Origin of the sequence: Microbacterium sp. SL75 (assembly GCF_026625865.1) — a bacterium.
Classification (GTDB): domain Bacteria; phylum Actinomycetota; class Actinomycetes; order Actinomycetales; family Microbacteriaceae; genus Microbacterium.
The window spans coordinates 1,113,636-1,134,864 of record NZ_CP113067.1 but is presented as its reverse complement, the minus strand read 5'-3'; the positions used below and the strand labels follow the sequence as shown (position 1 = coordinate 1,134,864).

The 21,229-nt window shown below is 69.6% G+C and carries 24 protein-coding genes; 18 read left to right on the top strand and 6 right to left on the bottom strand.

Annotated features, from left to right (window positions below):
- Positions 1 to 16: 16 nt before the first annotated feature.
- Positions 17 to 850: an NAD(P)/FAD-dependent oxidoreductase gene (locus tag OVA17_RS05165; protein WP_267788618.1), complete on the bottom strand. Its 834-nt coding sequence runs from the start codon at positions 848 to 850 to the stop codon at positions 17 to 19.
- Between the two features lie 52 nt (positions 851 to 902).
- Here OVA17_RS05165 and OVA17_RS05160 point away from each other — a divergent pair, with 52 nt between their 5' ends.
- Together OVA17_RS05160 and OVA17_RS05155 are read left to right on the top strand one after the other, a co-directional pair.
- A complete protein-coding gene (locus OVA17_RS05160; RefSeq protein ID WP_267788617.1) occupies positions 903 to 1,388 on the top strand; it encodes a MerR family transcriptional regulator in 486 nt (161 codons plus the stop codon).
- A gap of 9 nt (positions 1,389 to 1,397) precedes the next feature.
- Positions 1,398 to 2,771 (top strand): ATP-dependent DNA helicase, encoded by a 1,374-nt coding sequence (locus OVA17_RS05155; protein ID WP_267788616.1) that lies wholly within the window; start codon positions 1,398 to 1,400, stop codon positions 2,769 to 2,771.
- Positions 2,772 to 2,792: 21 nt separating this feature from the next.
- Here the strand turns inward: OVA17_RS05155 and OVA17_RS05150 are convergent, their stop codons facing one another.
- Positions 2,793 to 3,446 (bottom strand): heme oxygenase (biliverdin-producing), encoded by a 654-nt coding sequence (locus OVA17_RS05150; protein WP_210076792.1) that lies wholly within the window; start codon positions 3,444 to 3,446, stop codon positions 2,793 to 2,795.
- Positions 3,447 to 3,633: 187 nt separating this feature from the next.
- Between OVA17_RS05150 and OVA17_RS05145 the strand changes: the two genes are divergently transcribed.
- From OVA17_RS05145 to OVA17_RS05120, 6 genes are all read left to right on the top strand, one after another.
- On the top strand, positions 3,634 to 4,905 hold the full coding sequence (locus tag OVA17_RS05145) for a serine hydrolase domain-containing protein (RefSeq protein WP_267788614.1): 1,272 nt from the start codon (positions 3,634 to 3,636) through the stop codon (positions 4,903 to 4,905).
- Positions 4,906 to 4,912: 7 nt separating this feature from the next.
- Positions 4,913 to 5,821 carry an EamA family transporter gene (locus OVA17_RS05140; RefSeq protein ID WP_267788612.1) on the top strand — a complete coding sequence of 303 codons (909 nt, stop codon included), beginning with the start codon at positions 4,913 to 4,915 and terminating at the stop codon, positions 5,819 to 5,821.
- 436 nt (positions 5,822 to 6,257) lie between these two features.
- Positions 6,258 to 7,811 (top strand): RCC1 domain-containing protein, encoded by a 1,554-nt coding sequence (locus OVA17_RS05135; protein ID WP_267788611.1) that lies wholly within the window; start codon positions 6,258 to 6,260, stop codon positions 7,809 to 7,811.
- Between the two features lie 198 nt (positions 7,812 to 8,009).
- A complete protein-coding gene (locus tag OVA17_RS05130) occupies positions 8,010 to 8,339 on the top strand; it encodes a DUF3140 domain-containing protein (RefSeq protein WP_267788610.1) in 330 nt (109 codons plus the stop codon).
- Between the two features lie 88 nt (positions 8,340 to 8,427).
- Positions 8,428 to 9,426, top strand: coding sequence for a magnesium/cobalt transporter CorA (gene corA / locus OVA17_RS05125; protein ID WP_141378021.1), 999 nt, complete (start codon positions 8,428 to 8,430; stop codon positions 9,424 to 9,426).
- 91 nt (positions 9,427 to 9,517) lie between these two features.
- Positions 9,518 to 11,044: an amino acid permease gene (locus tag OVA17_RS05120; protein ID WP_210076800.1), complete on the top strand. Its 1,527-nt coding sequence runs from the start codon at positions 9,518 to 9,520 to the stop codon at positions 11,042 to 11,044.
- A gap of 289 nt (positions 11,045 to 11,333) precedes the next feature.
- Here OVA17_RS05120 and OVA17_RS05115 read toward each other — a convergent pair whose 3' ends face one another.
- Positions 11,334 to 12,515, bottom strand: coding sequence for a 4-hydroxybenzoate 3-monooxygenase (locus tag OVA17_RS05115; RefSeq protein WP_267788608.1), 1,182 nt, complete (start codon positions 12,513 to 12,515; stop codon positions 11,334 to 11,336).
- Positions 12,516 to 12,680: 165 nt separating this feature from the next.
- Positions 12,681 to 13,433: an IclR family transcriptional regulator gene (locus OVA17_RS05110; RefSeq protein ID WP_210076812.1), complete on the bottom strand. Its 753-nt coding sequence runs from the start codon at positions 13,431 to 13,433 to the stop codon at positions 12,681 to 12,683.
- A 90-nt stretch (positions 13,434 to 13,523) separates the two neighbouring features.
- On the opposite strand from OVA17_RS05110, the gene pcaH reads away from it, so the two are divergent.
- From pcaH to OVA17_RS05065, 9 genes are all read left to right on the top strand, one after another.
- The gene (pcaH, locus tag OVA17_RS05105; RefSeq protein ID WP_267788605.1) at positions 13,524 to 14,336 is read left to right on the top strand and encodes a protocatechuate 3,4-dioxygenase subunit beta; all 813 of its coding nucleotides are present in this window, start codon (positions 13,524 to 13,526) and stop codon (positions 14,334 to 14,336) included.
- On the top strand, positions 14,333 to 14,890 hold the full coding sequence (pcaG, locus tag OVA17_RS05100) for a protocatechuate 3,4-dioxygenase subunit alpha (protein ID WP_267788604.1): 558 nt from the start codon (positions 14,333 to 14,335) through the stop codon (positions 14,888 to 14,890). Before pcaH ends, pcaG begins: the two co-directional genes overlap by 4 nt.
- Positions 14,880 to 16,250, top strand: coding sequence for a lyase family protein (locus OVA17_RS05095; protein ID WP_267788603.1), 1,371 nt, complete (start codon positions 14,880 to 14,882; stop codon positions 16,248 to 16,250). The genes pcaG and OVA17_RS05095 overlap by 11 nt, the downstream gene beginning before the upstream one ends.
- Positions 16,247 to 17,020 carry an alpha/beta fold hydrolase gene (locus OVA17_RS05090; RefSeq protein ID WP_267788602.1) on the top strand — a complete coding sequence of 258 codons (774 nt, stop codon included), beginning with the start codon at positions 16,247 to 16,249 and terminating at the stop codon, positions 17,018 to 17,020. Before OVA17_RS05095 ends, OVA17_RS05090 begins: the two co-directional genes overlap by 4 nt.
- Positions 17,020 to 17,400 (top strand): 4-carboxymuconolactone decarboxylase, encoded by a 381-nt coding sequence (pcaC, locus tag OVA17_RS05085; RefSeq protein WP_267788601.1) that lies wholly within the window; start codon positions 17,020 to 17,022, stop codon positions 17,398 to 17,400. Before OVA17_RS05090 ends, pcaC begins: the two co-directional genes overlap by 1 nt.
- A gap of 84 nt (positions 17,401 to 17,484) precedes the next feature.
- The gene (locus OVA17_RS05080; RefSeq protein ID WP_267788600.1) at positions 17,485 to 17,874 is read left to right on the top strand and encodes an ester cyclase; all 390 of its coding nucleotides are present in this window, start codon (positions 17,485 to 17,487) and stop codon (positions 17,872 to 17,874) included.
- Positions 17,875 to 18,008: 134 nt separating this feature from the next.
- A complete protein-coding gene (locus OVA17_RS05075; protein ID WP_210076823.1) occupies positions 18,009 to 18,293 on the top strand; it encodes a hypothetical protein in 285 nt (94 codons plus the stop codon).
- Positions 18,290 to 18,727: a BLUF domain-containing protein gene (locus OVA17_RS05070; RefSeq protein ID WP_267788598.1), complete on the top strand. Its 438-nt coding sequence runs from the start codon at positions 18,290 to 18,292 to the stop codon at positions 18,725 to 18,727. Before OVA17_RS05075 ends, OVA17_RS05070 begins: the two co-directional genes overlap by 4 nt.
- 40 nt (positions 18,728 to 18,767) lie before the next feature.
- Positions 18,768 to 19,391 (top strand): Pr6Pr family membrane protein, encoded by a 624-nt coding sequence (locus tag OVA17_RS05065; protein ID WP_267788597.1) that lies wholly within the window; start codon positions 18,768 to 18,770, stop codon positions 19,389 to 19,391.
- Here the strand turns inward: OVA17_RS05065 and OVA17_RS05060 are convergent.
- Both OVA17_RS05060 and OVA17_RS05055 read right to left on the bottom strand, forming a co-directional pair.
- A complete protein-coding gene (locus OVA17_RS05060; protein ID WP_267788595.1) occupies positions 19,386 to 20,090 on the bottom strand; it encodes an SGNH/GDSL hydrolase family protein in 705 nt (234 codons plus the stop codon). The genes OVA17_RS05065 and OVA17_RS05060 overlap by 6 nt on opposite strands.
- Positions 20,091 to 20,110: 20 nt before the next feature.
- Positions 20,111 to 20,695: a YdeI/OmpD-associated family protein gene (locus tag OVA17_RS05055; RefSeq protein ID WP_267788593.1), complete on the bottom strand. Its 585-nt coding sequence runs from the start codon at positions 20,693 to 20,695 to the stop codon at positions 20,111 to 20,113.
- 125 nt (positions 20,696 to 20,820) lie between these two features.
- Here OVA17_RS05055 and OVA17_RS05050 point away from each other — a divergent pair, with 125 nt between their 5' ends.
- A complete protein-coding gene (locus OVA17_RS05050) occupies positions 20,821 to 21,177 on the top strand; it encodes a hypothetical protein (RefSeq protein ID WP_267788592.1) in 357 nt (118 codons plus the stop codon).
- Positions 21,178 to 21,229: the final 52 nt, after the last annotated feature.

Here is a 21,229-nt window from a genome sequence, read left to right as displayed (position 1 = left end):
GGAGGCGCCCCGCACGTCAGTCCATGACGAGCGACTGCACCACGGCCACCGCGGCGAGCTGACCGCTCGAAAGGGCCGCGGCGAGCGAGAACATCGGCCCCGGCAGATGGTCGGGGTGCGACAGATCACCCACGGCGTAGACGTTCTCGACGCTCGTCCGGCCGAACGGATCGGTGCGCACGGCCCCCGACTCCTGCAGCTCGACGCCGAGTGCGTCGAGGAAGTCCGCGCGCGAGCTCCAGGTGGGCGCGACGAAGGCCCCGGCGACTTCGAGCACCGAACCGTCGGTGCGTGCGAGGGCGAGTCCGTCGGCGGTCCCGTCGACGCGGACGACGGTGGCGGGGTCGACGAGATGGACCTCGGATGCCACCGGCTCCAGCATCCGCCCGAGCACGGCGGCGTGGTCGCTGCCGTTGACGATCGCGACCGGACGGCCCGCGAACTCGTGGCCGTGGCAGAACGGGCAGTTCGCGACGCGGTCGCCCCACTGCTCGTCGAGCCCGGGGATGGCGGGGAGCCGGTCGGCGACCCCCGTGGCGAGGATCACGGCGTGGGCGCGGAGACGCTCGGCGCCGACGTTGACCGTCAGGGCGTCGTCTTCTCTCACGACGGCCGAGACGGCGGCATCCCGGATCTCGACGTCGGGGTAGGCGGCGATCTCGTCGCGGCCGAGGCGGCGGAGCTCGGCGGGGTCGCGCCCGTCGTTCGTGAGCAGGTTGTGCGCGTGACGGACGCTGCCATTGCGGTAGTCGCCCGAGTCCAGCAGCAGCGTGCGCCGGTGCATGCGCCCGAGGGTGAGGGCCGCCTGCAGGCCGGCGGGGCCGCCTCCGATGATGATCGCGTCGTACACGACGTGCTCCTTTCCGCTTGCTTTCCGGACCATCCTGTGACTTCATGTCGACATGAAGTCAAGTGGCGTGCGCGCGGGCGAGTCGATCGGTGAGGCGGCAGCGCGGTTCGGTCTCGAGACGCACGTGCTGCGGCACTGGGAAGACGAGGGGCTCCTGCGTCCGACCCGGGATGCCGCGGGCCGACGCCGCTACGACGAGGCCGACAGCGTGCGGATCGCGGTGATCCTGCGCAACAAGGCGGCGGGGCTCTCGCTCGAGCAGATCCGCGTGCTGCTCGACGACGGAGCCCCCGACCGCCACCGGGTGCTCGAAGAGCACGTCGCCGAGCTCGACCGCCGCGCTGCCGACATCGCCCAGGCTCGCGCCATGACCGAGCATGCCCTGCGCTGTCGCTCGCACGACATCACCCAGTGCCCGCGGTTTCGCAGCCACGTCGCCGACGTGCTCTCGGGAGAGGCGCGCTGGCTGCTCGTCCACACCGAGCCGACGGGCGGGCCCATCCCCAGCCCGCCGCCCGAGTCGACCCGTGCGAACTAGCATGGGCCGGTGACCACGCCGCCCCTTTCCGCCGAGCAGCAGGCGCTGTTCCGGCTGATCGAGGACACCCGGGAGCACGTCTTCGTCACCGGCCGCGCCGGCACGGGCAAGTCGACCCTGCTGCAGCATCTGGCGTGGAACACGAAGAAGCAGATCGCCGTGTGCGCTCCCACCGGGGTGGCAGCCCTCAACGTCGAGGGTCAGACGATCCACTCGCTCTTCCGTCTGCCGATCGGGCTCATCGCGAACGGCGACATCGATCAGAACGACGCCACTCGAAAGCTCCTCAACGCCATCGACACCCTCGTCATCGACGAGATCTCGATGGTGAACGCGGATCTCATGGATGCCATCGACCGCTCGCTCCGCCAGGCCCGCGGTCGGCGGTCGGAGCCGTTCGGCGGCACGCAGATCGTGATGTTCGGCGACCCGTACCAACTCGCTCCCGTGCCGCCGCGCGGCGATGAGATGCGGTACATCCGCGACCACTACCGCTCGTTCTGGTTCTTCGACGCCAAGGTGTGGTCGGGCGAGGCTGCCAGCGACGGTCTCATCGACATCGGGCGCCACGGCGCCGACCTGCACGTCAACGAACTCGTCGAGATCCACCGGCAGTCCGACCCGGGGTTCAAGCAGCTGCTCAACGCCGTGCGGTACGGGCGCGTGACGGCCGAGATGGCCGGCATCCTGAACACCGCCGGTGCCCGCACGCCGCCGCACCCGGCCGACGGCGAGCACCCGATCATCACGCTCGCGACCCGCAACGACCGCGTCAACACCATCAACCGCCGGCACCTCGACGAGTTGATCGGTCGCACGCAGACGGCCAACGCCGAGATCTCGGGCGATTTCGGTCGGGGCGAGGCGAACTATCCCGCCGAGATGGAGCTCACGCTCAAGGTCGGCGCACAGGTGATGTTCCTCCGAAACGACGCGGCGCAGTTCGGCGAGGCTCCGCGCTGGGTCAACGGCACGATCGGCACCGTGACCCGCATCGCCGGAGACAGCGTCCGGGTCGAGGTCGACGGTACCGCGCACGACGTCGAACCGGCCGTGTGGGAGAGATACCGCTACGCGTACGACCCGGGGACGAAGAACCTCTCGCGCGAGATCGTCGCCGAGTTCACCCAGTTCCCGTTGAGGCTGGCGTGGGCCGTGACCATTCACAAGTCGCAGGGCAAGACCTACGATCGCGCGGTCGTCGACCTCGGTGCGGGTGCCTTCGCCCCCGGTCAGACCTACGTCGCGCTCAGCCGCTTGACCTCGCTCGACGGCCTGTACCTGACGCGTCCGCTCAAGCCCGGCGACATCCGTGTCGACGAGGACGTGCGCCGCTTCATGAAGCAGGCGTGGTTGAGCAGGCAGGCGGCCGCGCAGGCCTGAGCGGTCACCCGCCGACCCTGGTCACGCGACCTGGCCGGCCTTGGCGCGCGTGAGGTCGGCGAACAGTTCGGTGGTGAAGCGGTAGGCCACGAGCACCTCGGCGATGACGCGCTCTTTCTCGCGATCGTCCCAGGGGGCGGCGTCGAGCTGCTCGCGGTAGACGGTCTTGAACGCCTTGGGGTCGGCGATGTCGCCGAACAGCAGGAAGCCGATGCCGTTGGTCTCGAAGCCGAAGCGGCGTCGCATGAGCCGGCCGATCGAGGGCCCGCCCGACAGGTCGCCGAGCAGGCGCGTGTAGTGGTGGGCGACGAAGCCGCCGGGCCACGTGGCGGCCACGCGGCGGATGCGCGAGACGTAGGCCTGCGTGGTCGGCAGTGGGGTGATCCGCTCGCGCCAGTCGTCGCCGATGAGGAAGCCGAGGTCGGCCTCGAGGGCGGGGAGGCGGGAGTGGCGCCCCTGGAGGAACACGGATGCCACGGGGTCGCTGCGCATGCGACCGGCGGCCTCTTCGAGAGCGGCGTAGATGAACCAGTGCTGGGCGATGAGGGCGATGTAGTCGTCGCGCGTGCCGGCACCGGTGAGGAGGTCGGTCATGAACCCGTCGCACTCGTGGGGCGAGTGCGCGTCGCTGGAACGCTCGCGCAGAGCTGTCGAGAACGGGACGACGGCGTTCATGCGGCCATCTTACGCACAGAGTTAGGTTTACCTAACCCCCATTTCGCCCAGAAACTCCTCTCACCCGGCCCGTCGTGATGCAGACGTGACGGTAACGGGTGCGCAAGCGCCGCTTTCGTTCAGGTGCCATGTGTTTGAATCTTTGGAGCGGGCGCTTCGTCGCGCGCGGAAATGCTGGGGGTTTCACATGCGGGCATGGCGTCGTTCCGCGGCCGTGGCGATCGCGGGAGCGAGCGTTCTCGCCGTCGTGCTGAGCGGGTGCTCGCCGCAGGGTTCGGTGTCGATCAACGTCCCCACCCAGGTGGATGCCCCTCTGCCCGAGGCGACGGTGACCGAACTGCAAGCGGCCGTCACCTCGGCCATGACCGCGACGGGGTCCACCGGTGCGATCGTCGGCGTGTGGGCGCCCTGGAGCGGTACGTGGGTATCGGGTCTGGGAACGCAGGGGCCCGGCGGTGCGGAGGTCACCGCAGACCTCGGGTTCCGCGCGGGCGATGTGACCGGCGCGATGACGTGCGACGTGCTGTACCGCCTCGCGGCCGACGGCACGCTGTCGATGAGCGACCCCGTGACGACCTGGGTCAGCAACCTCCCCGGCTACGACGACATCACCCTGCGTCAGCTCTGCGACGGCACCTCCGGCCTCGCGTCGTACATCTCGGTGCTCGACGGGGTCACGGCGAACAACCCCGAGCGCGTGTGGAACCCGCGCGAGCTCATGACCTACGGCATCGCGAGCCCGCGCACCAACGCCCCGGGCGCAGCCTTCGCCGATTCGGCGACCAACTTCGTCCTCGCCGGTCTCGCGGCCGAGCGCGCCGCCAACGAACCGATCGCTCAGCTCATCGCCGAGCGCGTCACCGAGCCGCTCGGACTCGACGCGACCGGTCTGCCGAACCCGGCTCCCGCCGACCCCGCCGACGCGTCGCTGCGCGGATACTGGTCGCAGCAGAACGCCGAGGGTGCCTGGAACTGCACCGACCCGCGCGACTACACGGACATGTCGTCGAGCTACGGCGGTGCGGCCGCGGGCGCGGTGACGAACATCACCGACCTCGGTCGGTACGCGCAGGCGCTCGCCACCGGAGCGCTCCTGCCCGCCGGAAACGACCGGTTCGCCGCCCCCGTGCCCGTCGGCGGCGACCAGCCGACGTGGTTCACCTCGGCCGGCGGCGCCTTCCAGGCCGGCTCGCTGATCGGGCAGTACGGTTCGATGCCCGGCTATCTGGTGGGGGCGTTCGCCGACCCGACGACCGGGATGTCGGTCGCGGTCGTTCTGAACAATTCCGGCGGCGACAAGACCACCGGCGCCTGGCTGGCGTGGGAGCTCGCGGCGATCGCCTCGAAGGCTCCCGCCGCCCAGGGGCAGACCGCACCCCAGGCGGGGTTGCCGTGGACCGCCGAGCAGATGCGCGACAACATCAACAGCAAGGCCATCTGCGCCGCTCCCGCCGGATGACCCGGCGATGACCGCGCGCGGCGGGCAGGGGTCGGCCGCCTCGCTCGTGCTGGTCGGTCTGGCGTGTCAAGAGGTCGGCGCCTCGTTCGCCGTGATGCTCTTCCCCCACACCGGGCCGCTCGGCATCGTCATGCTGCGGCTGCTGTTCTCGGCCGTGCTGCTGCTGGTCATCGCGCGCCCGCGCCTGCGCGGACACACCGGTTACGCGTGGCGCTCGGTCATCGGATTCGGCGTGGTGCTGGCATCCATGAACGGTCTCTTCTATCTCGCGCTGCAGCGTCTGCCCCTCGGCGTGACGGTGACGATCGAGGTACTCGGGCCCCTTACCCTGTCGATTCTCACCGCGACGGGGGTCGCGCGGTGGGTATGGGCGGGACTCGCGCTCGGCGGCGTGGCCGCGCTCGGCGCGGGAGGCTGGGATCGCCTCGACGCGCTCGGCGTGCTGTTCGCCTTGGGCGCGGCGGTGAGCTGGGCGCTGTACATCCTCGCGTCGGCGCGGGTCGGCCGGGAGTTCCCGCGGCTCGACGGTCTCGCGCTCGCGATGACCGTGGGCGCCGTGATCGCCCTGCCGTTCGGGATCGCCCAGGCAGGCTCGGCCCTGCTGCGGCTCGACATCCTGGCCATCGGGGCCGCGGTCGCGCTGCTGTCGTCGACCATCCCGTACGCTCTCGAACTCGTGGCGCTCCGGCGCCTGGCGGCCTCGGCGTTCGCGATCCTCATGAGCCTCGGGCCCGCCACCGCTTCTCTCGCCGGGTTCCTCCTGCTCGGCCAACACCTCTCGTGGCTCGAGCTCGCCGGGATCGCGCTCGTCATCACGGCCAGCATCGGGGCGGTGCTCGCCGCCGCGCGTCGCAGCGCCGGGGCGCGGCATCCGGGACCGGACGCCGACGAACCCCTGAGCGAGCCCGTCGGCTGAGCCGCACCCACCACGTTCCTCTTCGCCGCGGCCCGGGCGACGGAGGCGGCGGCTCGTTGTCGACGCCGCCGGGCGACTCTGGCGCGGGCAGTGTCGTGCGTGACTTGCTTCTCTGCGGTCGGCGCAATACGGTGAAACAGTCCTATCCGTACCGTTTCGCTCCGTCCCGTTCCTTCTGAGTTATGTGTACCCCCGAGACTGCGGGATCCGAGGCCGGCTGTGCGGAAGTGTCTCGCAACCTGAACGGGGCAAACGGCCTCACCCGAGGACGCACTCCCCAGCGAGCCGGTGGGGGTACCGAGCGTCGCACCTTACCGCCTCGCCGCTCCGTCGAGCCCCAGCGCACATTTTCGCGGCGGGAGTCAGTGGAGACATGTCACACACCCGGAGAGAATCAATGAGAAGCACTGGACGTCGTCCCTTTCGTAGGGCGAAGGTGCTGCTGTCCGTTCTCGCGTTGCTCAGCCTCGGCGTGGGTGCGGGAGGTTCGACGGGCGCGCATTTTACGGCAGCGACTTCCATAAAAGGGAACGCTCTGTCTTCGGCAACGCTCTCGAGCCCCGAAGGGCTGAGCGTCGTCGGGGGGAACGACTCGGACAGCATCTCCTGGTCGTCGGCGACCAACCAGTCCTGGGCGGTGTTCAACAACGTGTCCTCTGGTATCACTTACACCCTCAGTCGCGCATACCCGAACCAGGGCTACGAAACGGTCTACAGTGGCAGCGGTACGTCCTATACGGACCCAGGTGCTCAACAAACGGTCCTCAAGTACAAGCAGGTATCGTCCGGCTTTACCCACACACTCGGGCTCAACGAGGATGGGAGGGTCTATTCATGGGGTTCGAACAATGCGGGCCAACGCGCATACGAAGATACGTTCAAGTACAGCTTCCCAACGAAGGTCACACTCCCCGGTACCGCTGTCCAGGTAGAAGCGGGTTACGAATTCTCGCTTGCGCTCCTTCAGGATGGCACCGTGTACGCCTGGGGTCGGAACGACTACGGCCAACTCGGAGACGGGACGTCGACGCTGAAAAAAACTCCCACGAAGGTCAACCTGCCTTCAAATGTGGTGATTTCGTCACTCAGTCACCTTGCCCCGCGCTCCTTCGACGCGTTCGCCGTAACCACCGCGGGAGACGTTTACGCGTGGGGCCGGAATGGCAATGGCCAGCTCGGAATCGGTTCGGGAACCAATCAAAACACCCCCGTCAAGGTCGCTGGGACATACAAGTCGGTCGCGGCGGGAGATCTCCACACGCTGGCGATTGACAATTACGGTGACCTCTGGGTATGGGGTTACGGTAAAGATGGTCGTCTCGGCGACGGCGCGACCAACGGCTATGACAGGCCCACTCGGATGAGCAGGGACAAGGACGCCTCGTGGCTCCCCCCGTTCACAGATATTCGAGCGGGCCTGGCCTTCTCACTCGCCCTCGACAATTCCGGCAGGGTATGGATTACCGGAAGCATGTTCGACGACGTCACGCCTGGTCGAGGATATTTCGAACAACTTTCTCTGCCGGCACCAGCCGTCGCGATCGCGGCCGGACAGCACACCGCGTGCGCGATTCTGAACAACCAACAGCTGTGGTGTTGGGGGAGTAATGAGGGCACGAGCTCCCTGCTGGGAGACGGCACACAACAAACCCAGCGCTACCCCATTCGCAATCAAATGACCGGGAACCTCCCCGTGCAGAGCGTGACAATCGGCTTCTACAATGTGTTTGCCATCACGACCCAGCAAGACAGCGCGAAGAGCAATGTCCTGGCCTGGGGGTTGGACGATGACTACCAGCGCGGAACAGGCCAGGACCCCACGCCGAGCAACTCCACGAAACAGTACGCCGAATGGGTCTATCCAACCCTGGTTTGTCCGAGCGGCTCTTCCCGGAGGGGCTCGTACTGCACTATTCCCTCGGGAACGACGTATTCACTCAAGTACTCCTATTTGGGGTGGACGTCTCCGGTCAGCACGCGAACGAAGTGACGGTTTCGATACAGCGAAGTGGGGGTCGCCACAGGAAATGGTGCGAATCACGCGACTTCTCGCAGAGTGCGTGGGGCGTCTGGCGGGCCATCTTCGGGCGCCCAGCCGTGAGCGATTCCGTTCGCTGAGCGACCGCCACGTCCCCCGGGCAGATGCAAGGGGTCGGTCCCGCCTCCCCTCGGTAGTGAGGATGACGACATGAGCGACGACCAGCAGCAGACCAAGAAGGACTTCGACGAGGCGGTCAACATGACCGCGAGCGAGCTGAGAAAATGGCTCGACACTGGCGAATCCAAATCCGTCGGACAGAAGAAGGACGGCGGCGAGTCGACCGGCCACGAGAGCGGGCGCCACATCGTGCGCATTCTCGAGAAGAAGAAGGCCGACCTCACCGACGACGACTACGCCCACATGCGGAAGGTCGTCGGGTACGTCAAGCGGCACAGCGCGCAGAAGCCGAAGGGCGATGTCACCGACACCGACTGGCGGTACTCGTTGATGAACTGGGGCAACGACCCGAAGAAGTGAGCGGCGCCGGGGAACGGCCCGTATACATCGCGTAAGGATCGCGCGTCGTCGGGCCCCGCATCATAGCCAGGCGGGGTACAACGGAACCATGCCCATCATCGACAGCGCCGTGTACGTCGACGGACACCGGATCGAGAACCCCGCGAGCCTCGACCAGACCTTCGAGTACATGGAAGCTCACGGAGGCATGGCGTGGATCGGGTTGCTCCGCCCCGCGCCCGAAGAGCTCGAGCGCGTCGCCGCCGAGTTCTCGCTGCACCCCCTCGCCGTCGAGGACGCCCTCGCCGGGCACCAGCGCGCGAAGCTCGAGCGGTACGGGGGCAACCTCTTCGCGGTTCTGCGCCCCGCCCGCTACATCGACGAGACCGAGACCGTCGAGTTCGGTGAACTGCACGTGTTCATCGGCCCCGACTACGTGGTGACGGTGCGGCACGCAGAGGTGCCCGACCTCGCAGCCGTGCGCAAGCGGCTCGAGAAGAACCCCGACCTGCTCGCGCGGGGGCCCGAGGCGGTGCTCTACGCGATCCTCGACGAGGTGGTCGACCAGTACGACCCCGTCGCCCGCGGCCTTCAGAACGATGTCGACGAGATCGAGGACCAGCTGTTCGGCGAGGGCGGTGCCGATCTGACGCAGCGCATCTACGAACTCGCGCGTGAGGTCATCCACTTCCAGCGGGCGGCCGAGCCCCTGCGCGACATGCTCGAGGCGCTGCTGCGCGGCGCCGACAAGTACGGCGTCGACCTCGAGCTCCAGCGGTCGTTGCGCGACGTGCTCGACCACGTGCTGCGCCAGTGCGAGAAGCTGACCGCCCTCCGGGCGATCCTCGACAACGCCCTCACCGTCAACGCGACGCTCGTGACACAGCGCCAGACCGAGACCTCGCTCAAGCAGAACGAAGAGGTCAAGAAGATCTCGGGCTGGGCGGCGATCCTGTTCGCCCCGTCGCTCGTGGGCGGCATCTACGGCATGAACTTCAAGAACATGCCCGAGCTGGACTGGACCTTCGGTTATCCGATGGCCCTCGCGCTCATGGCCGCCACCTCGGTCGGTCTGTGGTTCGCGTTCAAGCGCAAGCACTGGCTCTGACCCGTCGCGCCGGGTCGCGGCATCCGGTCCGGGATGCCGACATGTCGGCGCGCTTGCTGGACAGATGCTGCGCAATTCGCACGATGGGTAGGTGACCGACTCCTCCCCCCGCTCGAGCGACGCCGCAGAGCCGCCCCGCACCACCTCGACCGTTCAGCTCGAGGACAGCGGCTACCACAAGCGCCTCACGTCGCGTCAGGTGCAGATGATCGCCATCGGCGGCGCGATCGGAACGGGCCTGTTCCTGGGTGCTGGCGGTCGCCTGGCGCAGGCCGGCCCCGCGATCGTGCTGTCGTACGCCGTGTGCGGTGTCTTCGCCTTCTTCATCCTCCGCGCGCTCGGCGAGCTCGTGCTGCACCGTCCCACCTCGGGGTCGTTCGTCTCGTACGCGCGCGAGTTCTTCGGCGAGAAGGCGGCGTTCGTCTCGGGCTGGTTCTACTGGATCAACTGGGCGACGACCACGATGGTCGACATCACGGCCGCCGCGCTCTACATGAACTTCTTCGGCAAGTACGTGCCGTGGATCGCCGCCGTCCCGCAGTGGGTGTGGGCGCTCGCCGCGCTCGTCACCGTGCTGGCCGTCAACCTGGTGTCGGTGAAGGTGTTCGGAGAGCTGGAGTTCTGGTTCGCTCTCATCAAGGTCGCCGCCCTCGTGGCATTCCTGCTCGTGGGCATCTACTTCGTCGTCTTCGGCACCCCCACGGGCGCCCCCACCGGGTTCTCGCTCATCGCCGACAACGGTGGGTTCTTCCCCAACGGCATCCTCCCCGCGATCATCCTCATGCAGGGCGTGGTGTTCGCGTACGCCTCGATCGAGCTGGTCGGTACCGCGGCCGGCGAGACGAAGAACCCCGAGAAGGTCATGCCGCGCGCGATCAACTCGGTCATCTTCCGCGTCGCGATCTTCTACGTCGGCTCGGTGCTGCTGCTGGCCCTGCTGCTGCCGTACACGGCGTACACCAAGGACGAGAGCCCCTTCGTCACCTTCTTCGGATCGATCGGCGTCCCGGGTGTCGACGTGATCATGAACCTCGTGGTGCTCACCGCCGCCCTGTCGTCGCTGAATGCGGGGCTGTACTCCACGGGCCGGATCCTGCGCTCGATGGCGGTCGCCGGCTCGGCGCCGAAGTTCGCCGCGCGCATGAACAAGGCGGGCGTCCCCTACGGCGGCATCGCGATCACCGCGGTCGTCGCCCTGCTCGGAGTCGCGATCAACTACGTCAACCCCAGCGACGCCTTCGAGACCGTGCTGAACGTCGCCGCCGTCGGCATCCTGGTCACCTGGGCGACGATTATCCTCTGCCAGATGAAGTTCAAGCGCCTCGCCGACCGGGGCGAGCTCGTGCGGCCGAAGTTCCGCCTGTTCTGGGCGCCCTACACGGGGTACGCGACGCTCGTCTTCCTCGCGGTCGTGCTCGTGCTGGTGTTCATCGACTCTCCCGCGACGCTGCTGGTGGCCGTGCTCGCGAGCCTCGCCATCACGATCGGCTGGTTCGCCTGCCGCAAGCGCATCGCCGAGCTCGCCGCCGAGCGCGAGGGCTACACGGGCACGGTGCCGGTGGTGCCGAGCCCCTTCCCGCAGCCGCGCGAGAAGAAGGCGCGCGACACGAAGCGCTGAGCCCGCGGGCTCTCGGCGCGGCGCTCGGGCTTCGGCTCGGGCGCCGCGCTCTTTCATGGGGGCGTGTTTACCTTCGTTGAGTGTCCAAAACACCCGGACGTTTTCGATTTTGGTCCGGGTGTTTTGGACACTCGAGAGGAGGTGGGGCGCCGGATGCCGGCATCCCGTCGCTCGCGTTCAGGCGCGGGGCGTCGCCAGCCCGCGCCCCGGACACGCTGAGTGTCCAAAACACCCGGACGTTTTCGATTTTGGTCCGGGTGTTTTGGACACTCGAGAGGGGGAGTGCGGGTCAGGCGTCGGAGGGCCAGCCGCAGTAGGCCTCGGCGAGGTAGGCGCGGCCGTGCTCGGACTCCACGACGGTGCGCAGTTCGCCGATCTGGCGTCGACGGTCGAAGTCGGTGGCATCCGGGGCCACGTGCAGCAGGCTCGTCATCCACCACGAGAAGTGCTGCGCCTTCCAGATGCGGCGGCTGGCGGTCTCGGGGTACGCGTCGAGCAGGCGATCGTCGTTCTCGAGCAGCAGCGCCTCGAGGGCGGCGGCGAGCAGGCGCACGTCGGCGATCGCGAGGTTCATGCCCTTGGCGCCGGTGGGCGGCACGGTGTGCGCGGCATCTCCGACGAGCGCGACGCGGCCGCGGCGCAGCTCGTGCGCGACGAAGCTGCGGAAGCGCAGGACGTCGCGCTGGAAGATCGGGCCCTGCTTCAAGGTCGTGCCGGGCACGCGCCTCTGCAGCTCGTCCCACAGCTGGGCCTCGGAATACGCGTTCGTGTCGGTGTCGGGGTCGCACTGGAAGTACATACGCTGCACGGTGTCGGAACGCTGGCTGACCAGGGCGAAGCCGTCGGGGGAGTTGCTGTAGATGAGCTCGTCGCTCGAGGGCGGGGCCTCGCACAGGATGCCGAACCACGCGAACGGGTACTCGCGGAAGTATCCGCCGGTGCTCGAGCCGGTGACTGCCGCGCGAGCGACGCTGCGCGAGCCGTCGGAGCCGACGACGAAGTCCGCCTCGATCTCGAGGGGCTGCCCGTCGGCGTCACGGGCGATGACGCGGGGGCGGGCGGTGCCGGCGTCGTCGACGCGCTCGGCCGTGATGCCGAAACGAAGATCCTGCCCGGCGTCGAGCCGCGCGGCGATGAGGTCTTTCAGCACCTCGTGCTGCGGGTACAGCCAGACGGCACGGCCGACGGATGCCGCGAAGTCGATGCGGTGACCCTCGCCCTCGAAGCGCAGTTCGACGCCGTCGTGGCGGTGCCCCTGGGTGCGGGCACGCGAGGCGGGACCGAGGGTGTCGAGCAGTTCGACGGTGCCCTGCTCGAGGATGCCGGCCCGGATCGTGCTCTCGATGTCGTCGCGCGAGCGCTGGTCGATGACGACGGACTCGATGCCCGCTCGGTCGAGCAGATGCGAGAGCAGGAGCCCCGCGGGGCCGGCGCCGACGATGGCGACGCGGGTACGGACGGTGGTGGTCATGGCGTCTCCTTCGACGGTGGCTAGGTCGATGGTGCCCCTCGCTCCGCCGCTGCGCCGCGGTGTTCTCGTTGAACGGGATAGCGCTCACGCCTTCGGCGAGTCCGCTCCCGCCGCCTCTTCGTCCCGCGGACGACCGAAGTCCACCCCGGCGCGAAGAGGGCGGGGTCAGCGGCGGTAGCCGAGGGCGCGCTCGGTGTCGCGGGCGGCGCGGTGCAGCTCGACCAGGGCGAACGGGGTCTCGGCGTCGCGGGGGAGCACCACCGACAGGGCGGCGATCACCGCACCCGTCTCATCGCGCACGGGCACGGCGACTCCCGTCGAGACGCTGTCGACGTAGCCGGGGGCGATGACCCGGCCCAGGCTGCGGATCTCGGCGAGCACGCGGCGCAGGGCCGCCGGGTCGACGATCGTCTCGGGGGTGACGGCGCGCAGGGGTCCGGCGAGTACGCGCTCCCGCAGATCGTGGGGGGCGAAGGCGAGGAGGACGAGACCCGACGACGACGCGTGCAGGGGAAGGCGCCCGGCGATGCGCGTGATGTTCGCCCCCGAGTCGGGGGCGCTGAGCCGCTCGAGGAAGAGCGCTTCCTCCTGCTCGAGGATCGCCAGCTGCGTGTGTTCGCGCACGCGCGTCTGCACCCGCTCCATCGCCGGCAGCGCCGCTTGGCGTAGGCGCAGGGCGTGAGAGGACCGCGTGGCCAGTTCCCAGAGGCGCATGCCCACGCGGATGCGGCGCTCTTCGTCGCGCTCGAGCAAGCCGGCATCCACCAGCTCGTTCACGATCCGATGCGCCGACGAGCTCGGCAGACCCGCCCGCCGTCCGATGTCGGACGTGGTCTGCGCGGTGCGCGTGGGGGTGAAGGTCTCGAGGATCCGCACCAGGCGGTCGGTCACCGAGTCGCCCGAGGGGGAGTTCGCCATGGGGTCAGGATGCCATGATTCCCATTCAGCGGGAACCGCTCGCCACTGCTGGGGACGGTGCCGGAGCATTGTCTGGTCGAAGGAGACCCCATGTCGAACCCTCCCGCCGCCGCCCCCGAATCGCTGCTGGCCGCACCCGATCAGGCCACGCAAGACGAGATCGTCCGCGAGATCCGCGCCCGTCACGCCGAACTCGACGCGCTCGAGGCCGCGGGCACGCATGTCGCCGCGACCGCCCACGACTTCCCGGCGTATCGGTCGAGCGTGCTGCGGCATCCGACCAAGAATCCGAAGCTCGTCGACCCCGAGACGATCGAACTGTTCTCGCCCGCGTTCGGACAGCGAGACGTCGCCGCGATCGAGTCCGACCTCACGCTGCAGCACGCGGGCGAGCCGCTGGGGGAGCGCATGAGCGTGCAGGGGCGCCTGCTCGATTCGTGGGGCCGGCCGGTGGCGAACCAGCTCATCGAGATCTGGCAGGCCAACGCCGCCGGGCGCTACATCCACCAGCGCGACCAGCACCCCGCCCCGCTTGACCCGAACTTCACCGGCGCCGGGCGCGCGGTCACGAACGACAACGGCGAGTACCGGTTCACCACCATCAAGCCCGGGCCCTACCCGTGGAAGAACCACCGCAACGCGTGGCGGCCCGCGCACATCCACTTCTCGGTGTTCGGCTCGTCGTTCACGCAGCGGCTCGTGACGCAGATGTACTTCCCGGGCGACCCGCTGTTCGCGCTCGACCCGATCTACAACTCCATCCACCGGCAGAAGGACCGCGACGCCCTGGTCGGCGTCTACGACCACGACCTCACCTCGCCCGAGTGGGCGACGGGGTACCGCTTCGACATCGTGGTCGACGGGCCGGAGCAGACCTACTTCGAGCAGGAGGGCGACGAGTGATCCCCGCCAAGACGCACCGCGCCACCCCCGGCCAGACGGTCGGACCGTTCTTCGCCTACGGCCTGGAGTTCCCGAAGCAGCACGAGGTGGTGTTCCCGCATTCGCCCGGTGCGATCGTGCTCTCGGGCACCGTGTACGACGGTGCGGGCTCGCCGATCCCCGACGCCCTCATCGAGATCTTCGGGGCGGATGCCGACGGCTCGGTGCCGCGCGCGCGAGGCGCGTTCCGCCGCGACGGTCACACGTTCACCGGCTTCGGCCGCGCCTTCACCGACGACGAGGGGCGCTACTCGTTTTGGACGCGGGAGCCGGGCGGCATCTGGGGGCGCGCGGGATTCTTCGCCGCGATCGTGTTCGCGCGCGGCCTGCCCGACAAGCTGCACACCCGCATCTACTCGCCCGCCGACCAGGACGCTCTCGCCGCCGACCCGCTGCTGTCGTCGCTCTCGAGCGAGGAGCGCGCTAGCCTCGTCGCGACCCGGACGCCCGACGGGTACCTGTCGCACGACATCCGACTGCAGGGCGAGAACGAGACGGTGTTCCTTGCGTTCTGATCCCCTTCCGCGCATCGACCTCGGGCTGCTCTCGCCGGTGAGCGTCGGTCATGACGCGCTGCTGTCGGACGGGTTCGTGCTGTCCACGATGATCCGCGTCGAGTGCGCGCTGGTCGCGGCGTACGTCGAGGTGGGGGCCGCCCCGCGCGGGGCGCGGGTCGAGATCGACCACGTCTTCGGGATCGACGAGAAGGGTGGCGCGTCCCCGCGCGGGATCGACGTCGACGCCCTCGTCCGCGACGCGGTCGCCGGGGGCAACCCCGTGATCCCGCTCGTCGGCGCGCTGAAGGCGCAGGTGCCCGAGGAGCATCGAGCGTGGATCCACCGCGGGGCGACGAGCCAGGACATCCTCGACACGGCGCTGATGGTGGTCGCGCGGCGCGCGGTCGAACAGACGCGTCGTTCGGTCGAGAACGCGGCCGTCTGGGCCCGACAGCTCGCCACCGCGCACGCCGACGAGGTGTCCGCGGCCCGTACCCTCACCCAGCACGCCGTGCCCACCACGATCGGTGCGCGCGCCGCGATCTGGGCGCGCGGACTCGAGCGCGCCGTCGTGCGGCTGGATGCCCTCGTCTTCCCCGCGCAGCTCGCGGGTGCGGGAGGGACGCTCGCGTCGTTCGTCGAGATCACCGGATCGACGGATGCCGCCGATGCCCTTCCCGCGGCTTTCGCCCGGGCCCTCGAACTCGACGCCCCCGACGCGCCCTGGCACGTGGCGCGTTGGCCCGTGACGGAGATCGGAGACGCCCTCGTCCAGGCCATCGATGCGCTCGGCAAGATGGCCGCCGACGTCGCGACGCTCAGCCGCACCGAGATCGGCGAGGTCTCGGAGGGCGTGGGCGGAGGATCGTCGGCGATGCCCCAGAAGCAGAACCCCGCCGAGGCGGTGCTCACCCGCTCGGCCGCCCTGCGCGCACCGCACCTGGGTGCGACCCTGCACCTCGCCTCGGCCCTCGCGGTCGACGAGCGCCCCGACGGCGCCTGGCACTCCGAGTGGCCGACACTGCGCGAGCTGCTCCGCCTCGCGGTCGGTGCGTCCGCGCACGGATCGTCCCTGCTCGCGCACCTGCGCGTCGACGCGGCCGCCGCCGCCGCCACCGTCGGTCTGACCGGCGGGCGCATCGTCAGCGAGCGCCTGCGGGGAGTGCTCGTGCCGCTCATCGGTGCCGAGCGCTTCGCAGCCTTGCTCGATGGTGACGACGACCTCGCCCCGCGTCTGCGCGCGCTGCCCGAGGCGGCCGGTCTCGACGTCGACACGTTGCTCGACCCGGCTCGGTACCTCGGCCTCGCCCCCCGCCTCGCGCGTGGCACGGGTCACGCGGGCGGCGGCACGGCACGCAGCAGGGGAGTCGACGCATGAGCCTCGTTTCGCTGACCGAGCCGGTCGGACCCGCCGACGCGCCCCTCGTGGTGCTGGGGCCGTCGCTGGGCACCTCGACGATCCTCTGGGAGGACGTCGTGCCCCTCCTCGCCGACGACTACCGCGTCTGCGCATGGGACCTCCCCGGCCACGGCGCGGGGCCCCGGGTGCACGAGGCGTTCACCGTCGGGGACCTCGCGGATGCCGTGGCCGCCGCCGTACCCGAGGAGACGTTCCTCTATGCCGGGGTGTCCCTGGGCGGTGCGACGGGGCTCGAGCTCGCGCTGCGGCACGGCGAGCGTCTTCGAGGCGCCGCGATCGTGGCATCCGGAGCCGTCCTGGGAGAACCCGCGTCGTGGACGGACCGGGCGGCGCAGGCCCGGGCGCAGAGCACCTCGAGCCTCATCGTCGGCTCGGCCCAGCGCTGGTTCGCCCCCAACTCGATCGCGCGGCGTCCCGAGTTGACCGGGCGTCTGCTGCATGTCCTTCAAGATGCCGACGACGACGGCTACGCGCGCTGCTGCGAGGCGCTCGCCGCGTACGACGTGCGGCCCGTGCTGGGCGAGATCCGCGTCCCCGTGCTCGCGGCCTGGGGGTCGTTCGACGCCGTCGCCCCGGAGGCCAAGGCGGTCGAGATCGCCGAGGGTGTGGCGGACGGCCGTGTCGCGCGCATCGACGACGCCGGCCATCTCCCGCCCGCCGAGCAGCCCGAGGCCGTGGCGGCGCTGCTGCGGTCGTTCTTCGTACCTGCGACCGGAAAGGACGCCTGATGCCCACCGACCAGGAACGCCACGACCAGGGCATGGCCGTTCGCCGTGCCGTGCTGTCGGACGAACACGTGGACCGCGCGACGGCGGCGACGACCGAGCTCACCGCCGACTGGCAGGACTTCATCACGCGCGTGGCCTGGGGCGACGTCTGGTCGCGGCCCGGTCTGGACCGCCGCTCCCGTTCGGTCGCGGTGCTGAGCTCGCTCATCGCCCACGGCCACCACGAAGAGCTCGCGATGCACCTGCGGGCGGCACTGCGCAACGGCCTCACGATCGACGAGATCCGCGAGGTGATCCTGCAGTCGGCGATCTACTCGGGTGTGCCGGCGGCCAACACGGCGTTTCGCATCGCGACTCAGGTGTTCGCCGAAGACGCGTGAGAGGTCGAGAGCCGTTGGAGCCAGGGACGCTCCCCCTCTCGCGCGGACGGGCCGGGTCCCCGGCATCCCGCCGATAATGGGGGAGTGGAGGTCTGGGAGACGCGAGAGTGGTTCGCCGACTACCTCGACGCCCTCAACCGGCACGACCTCGAAGCCGTCCGCGGGTTCTTGCACCCCGCGGTGCGCCGCGCGCACCTGCCCGCGGGGGCCGAGGCGTGGATCGCCGATCTGGCGGAGCTGCTGCACGGCTTCCCCGATTGGCAGTGGAAGCGCATTCAGCTGATCGTGGAGGACGACCGTCTGGCGGTTCATCTGCGGGGCGGGGGAGAGCACACCGGCGCGTTCGCGCACGTGATGCCGACCCGCCGACGCGTGAACATCGCCTCGTTCGCGATGTACCGCATCGAGAAGGGGCGGATCGCCGAGGCGACCGGCACCGACGATTCCGCGCAGATCCGCGCCGCGTTGGTCTGACGGGGACGCGGCCGTTCGACGCCTCCGCCCTGTGGCTCGTCCGTCGGGCGATCTGTCAAGGGCGCCTCGATGTCGGAGGGGGCCGGTACGGTCGCATTCGCCCGTTTCCATCCCGGGCAGAAAGAGGGGCGACCATGGTGTCTCACGACCGCCCCGGCGCCGGAGTCGTCTGGGCTCGCGTCGAAGACGGTTTCCACGTCGGCAGTAAGAGCGGGGTGTTCCTCGGCTACATCGACCGCCAGAGCGGCGGGGGGTACCTGGCGTACAACGGTCGCTCGCGCCTGGTCGGTCGCTTCGAAGCCCTGACCGCCGCGATGGCCGCCGTGACCAACGACCAGCCCCCGCATGACGCCGAGATCACGCTTCGCGAGGTGCGTGTCCCCGCGCCGCGGTCGATCGACGGCGGGAGGGCCTCGTGAACTCCGACCTCGTGTCCATCTCGTACGTCAGCGCGGCGTCCGATCCGTTCGACGACGACCGCCTCAAGGACCTCCTCACGCAGAGCCGCCGGTCGAATCACGAGCACGATCTCACCGGCATGCTGCTGTATCGCCGCGGGCGTTTCTTCCAGGTGCTCGAAGGGTCGCAGGATGCCGTGGACGAACTCATGACGAAGATCCGACGCGACCCGCGGCACACGGACGTGCGCGTGCTGCTCTCGGAGCGCATCGACGAGCGCCGCTTCACGGAGTGGACGATGGGGTACGAGCCGATCGGCGTTCCCACGACACCCGCGCCCGAGGGCTTCCGCGACACCTTCGACGACCTCGAGGCCGACGACGAAGACGCGAGCATCCGCGCCGTGCGCGAGCTCACCGTGTGGTTCCGCGCGCGGACGGCGAACGGCGCCTGACGCAGTGGCCGGTCCGGGGCGCGCACGGTAGCGTCACGGGGTGACCTCCCACCCGGCAACCGTGCGTTCCTTCGCTCGCGTCGTCGCCGGCGCGATCGTGCTCGTCGTGGTGCTGTTCGCCTACGTGCTGCGGATCGCGGCGGGCGACGCCAACCCCCTCGACTACTTCGGATACTTCACCAATCAGACGAGCAGTCTGACGGCGCTCGTGCTGATCGCCGTCGGAGGAATCGGTCTGGCGAATCGAGCCCTGCCGTTCCCGCTCGCTCTCGCGTGGGCGATCGGCGCGGCCTGTCTGATCGTGGTCGGAGTCGTCTACAACGCTCTGGTGCCCGGAACGGGGTCTGCCCCGCCGTGGGTCAGTGCGGTGTTGCACGCCGTGTTCCCGGTCATCGTCGTCCTTGACATCGCGACGGCTCGCGACCGGCCGCGGCTCGCGTGGCGGCACCTCTGGTGGGTACTGCCGTACCCGCTGCTCTGGATCACCGTCGTCCTCGTGCGCGGGGCGACCGACGGGTGGGTTCCCTACGGGTTCCTGCTGCCCGAGCGCGGCCTCGCTTCGCTGGTGCTGCACATCGTCGGCATCCTGGCTCTGCTTCTCGTCGCGGCGGCGGGGGTCTGGGCGCTCAGCCGACGGCGGTTTTCGCGAGCGTCGCGGTCATAGGGGCGGATCGAGGGCGCCCAGCGCGGCATCCATCTGCTCTGCCAGGTGCGCGTACCCGGTGTCGTTCGGGTGCAGGCCGTCGCCGGCCATCCAGCTGTCGGCGGAGTCGGCGTAGTGCCCGTCGAGCCAGTGGCTCGCCCCCTCGATGTGGTCGGCGCCGATGCGCGCCGCGGCGTCTTCGACCCAGCCCGCGATGACGTCGACCGACGCCGGGCGGTCGGCGGTGTACCAGAAGGGCTCGACGACGACGATCCGTGCGTCGGGCAATCCCTCGCGCAGGCGCTGCAGGTCGCTCTCGATCGTCTCGCGGATGCGCTCGGCCGCGCGGTCGTAGCTGAAGTTGTCGTTCAACCCCATGGTGACGAAGACGAGGTCGGGGTCGTCGGCGATGACCTGGGCGGGGATGTCGTCGAGTCCGGGCCCCATCGAGGCGCGGCGGTTGACGAAGCCGAGGCCGTTCTCGCTGCGGTTGATCTCGCGCCAGCCGCGCTCGGCCGACACGATCGTCGACCAGCGCTTGTCGTTCGAACTCGCGCCCGTGCCGCGTGTGTACGAATCGCCGTAGAACGACACGACGGGTCCGGTGGCGGCGGGTCCGGTGGCGGCGGGGGCGGATTCGGTGGCGGGTGCCGCGCAGGCGGTCAGCCCGAGAACGAGGGATGCCGCTGCGGTCAGGCCGAGGAGTCGTCGCGCGCGCATGAGCCCATTCTCGGCGGTGATCAGTCCTTCCGGGCCGGGGGAGCCGGATCGGCGGCGAGGCGTTGCACGTGGCGCGCGATCCTCTTCGCCCGGGTCGCGGGCGTCGTCGCGGTGACGACGGGATGCAGCACCGAGTAGCGCTCGGCCTTGGTCAGCGCCTCGAAGGCGCGCGCCGCGACGGGCTCGGCATCCAGGGCTTCGCGCAGGTCTGCCGGGATCTCGATCGCCGCGGATCCCTCGTAGGCGCGCTCCCACCGCCCGTCGGCCTGAGCGCGTGCGATCTCGTCGGCCCCGCGGGGCCGCATGCGCCCCTCGTCCGTCAGGCGGGCGACGTGATCGACGTTCCGCTTCGACCACATCGAGCGGGCGCGGCGCGGGGTGAAGTGCTGTCGGAAGGTGTCGGCATCCCGGGACTGCTTTCGCCCGTCGATCCACCCGCTGCAGAGGGCCTCGTCGAGGGCGTGGGCGTAGGTGAGGGACGTGGGCGAGGTCGTGCCCTTCTTCGCGAGCACCAGCCACACACCATCGCTGGTGTCTTCGTGGGCGTCGAGCCACGATCGCCAGCGCGCGGCGTCGTCGACGATCAGCTCGGGGGCTTCGGTCATGATCGTGATCCTCTCAGCCGGCTCACCGGACCCTAGCGCGGACCTCCGACACGAGCGCCCTATCGGAGCGCGCGCCCCGGGGCAACCGGCCCCCTCCGATGCGCTCGAGAGGAGAACATCGCTGAATGCGCAGTGTGACCTATGCCGGTGAGACCGTGACCACGACCGATGACGTGGCGGAGGCGCTCGTGCAGCTCACCGCGTCGATCGCCGCCGAAGGGCAGGCGGAGGCGGTGAGCATCCCGATCGTCACCGAAGGCGGCGAAGAAGAGGCCGAGCTGGTGATCGGCGTCGGCAACGACGTGCTCAGCGCCCCGGCCGACTGGGAAGGTCAGGAGCCCGACTTCTCGTGGGCGGCCGGAGAGCTGCGCCAGCACAAGCGTTTTCCGCAGGCACCGGCCATCGCGGTCGAGCAGCCGGCCGACGATACGAACCCCGACGCCTTCTGGGACCCCGACCTCGACGGATTCACCCGCGCCTGACCCGGCTCCCCGGGCCCCCGCACCCGCGGGGGGAGCTCGTCAAGCCCGCCTC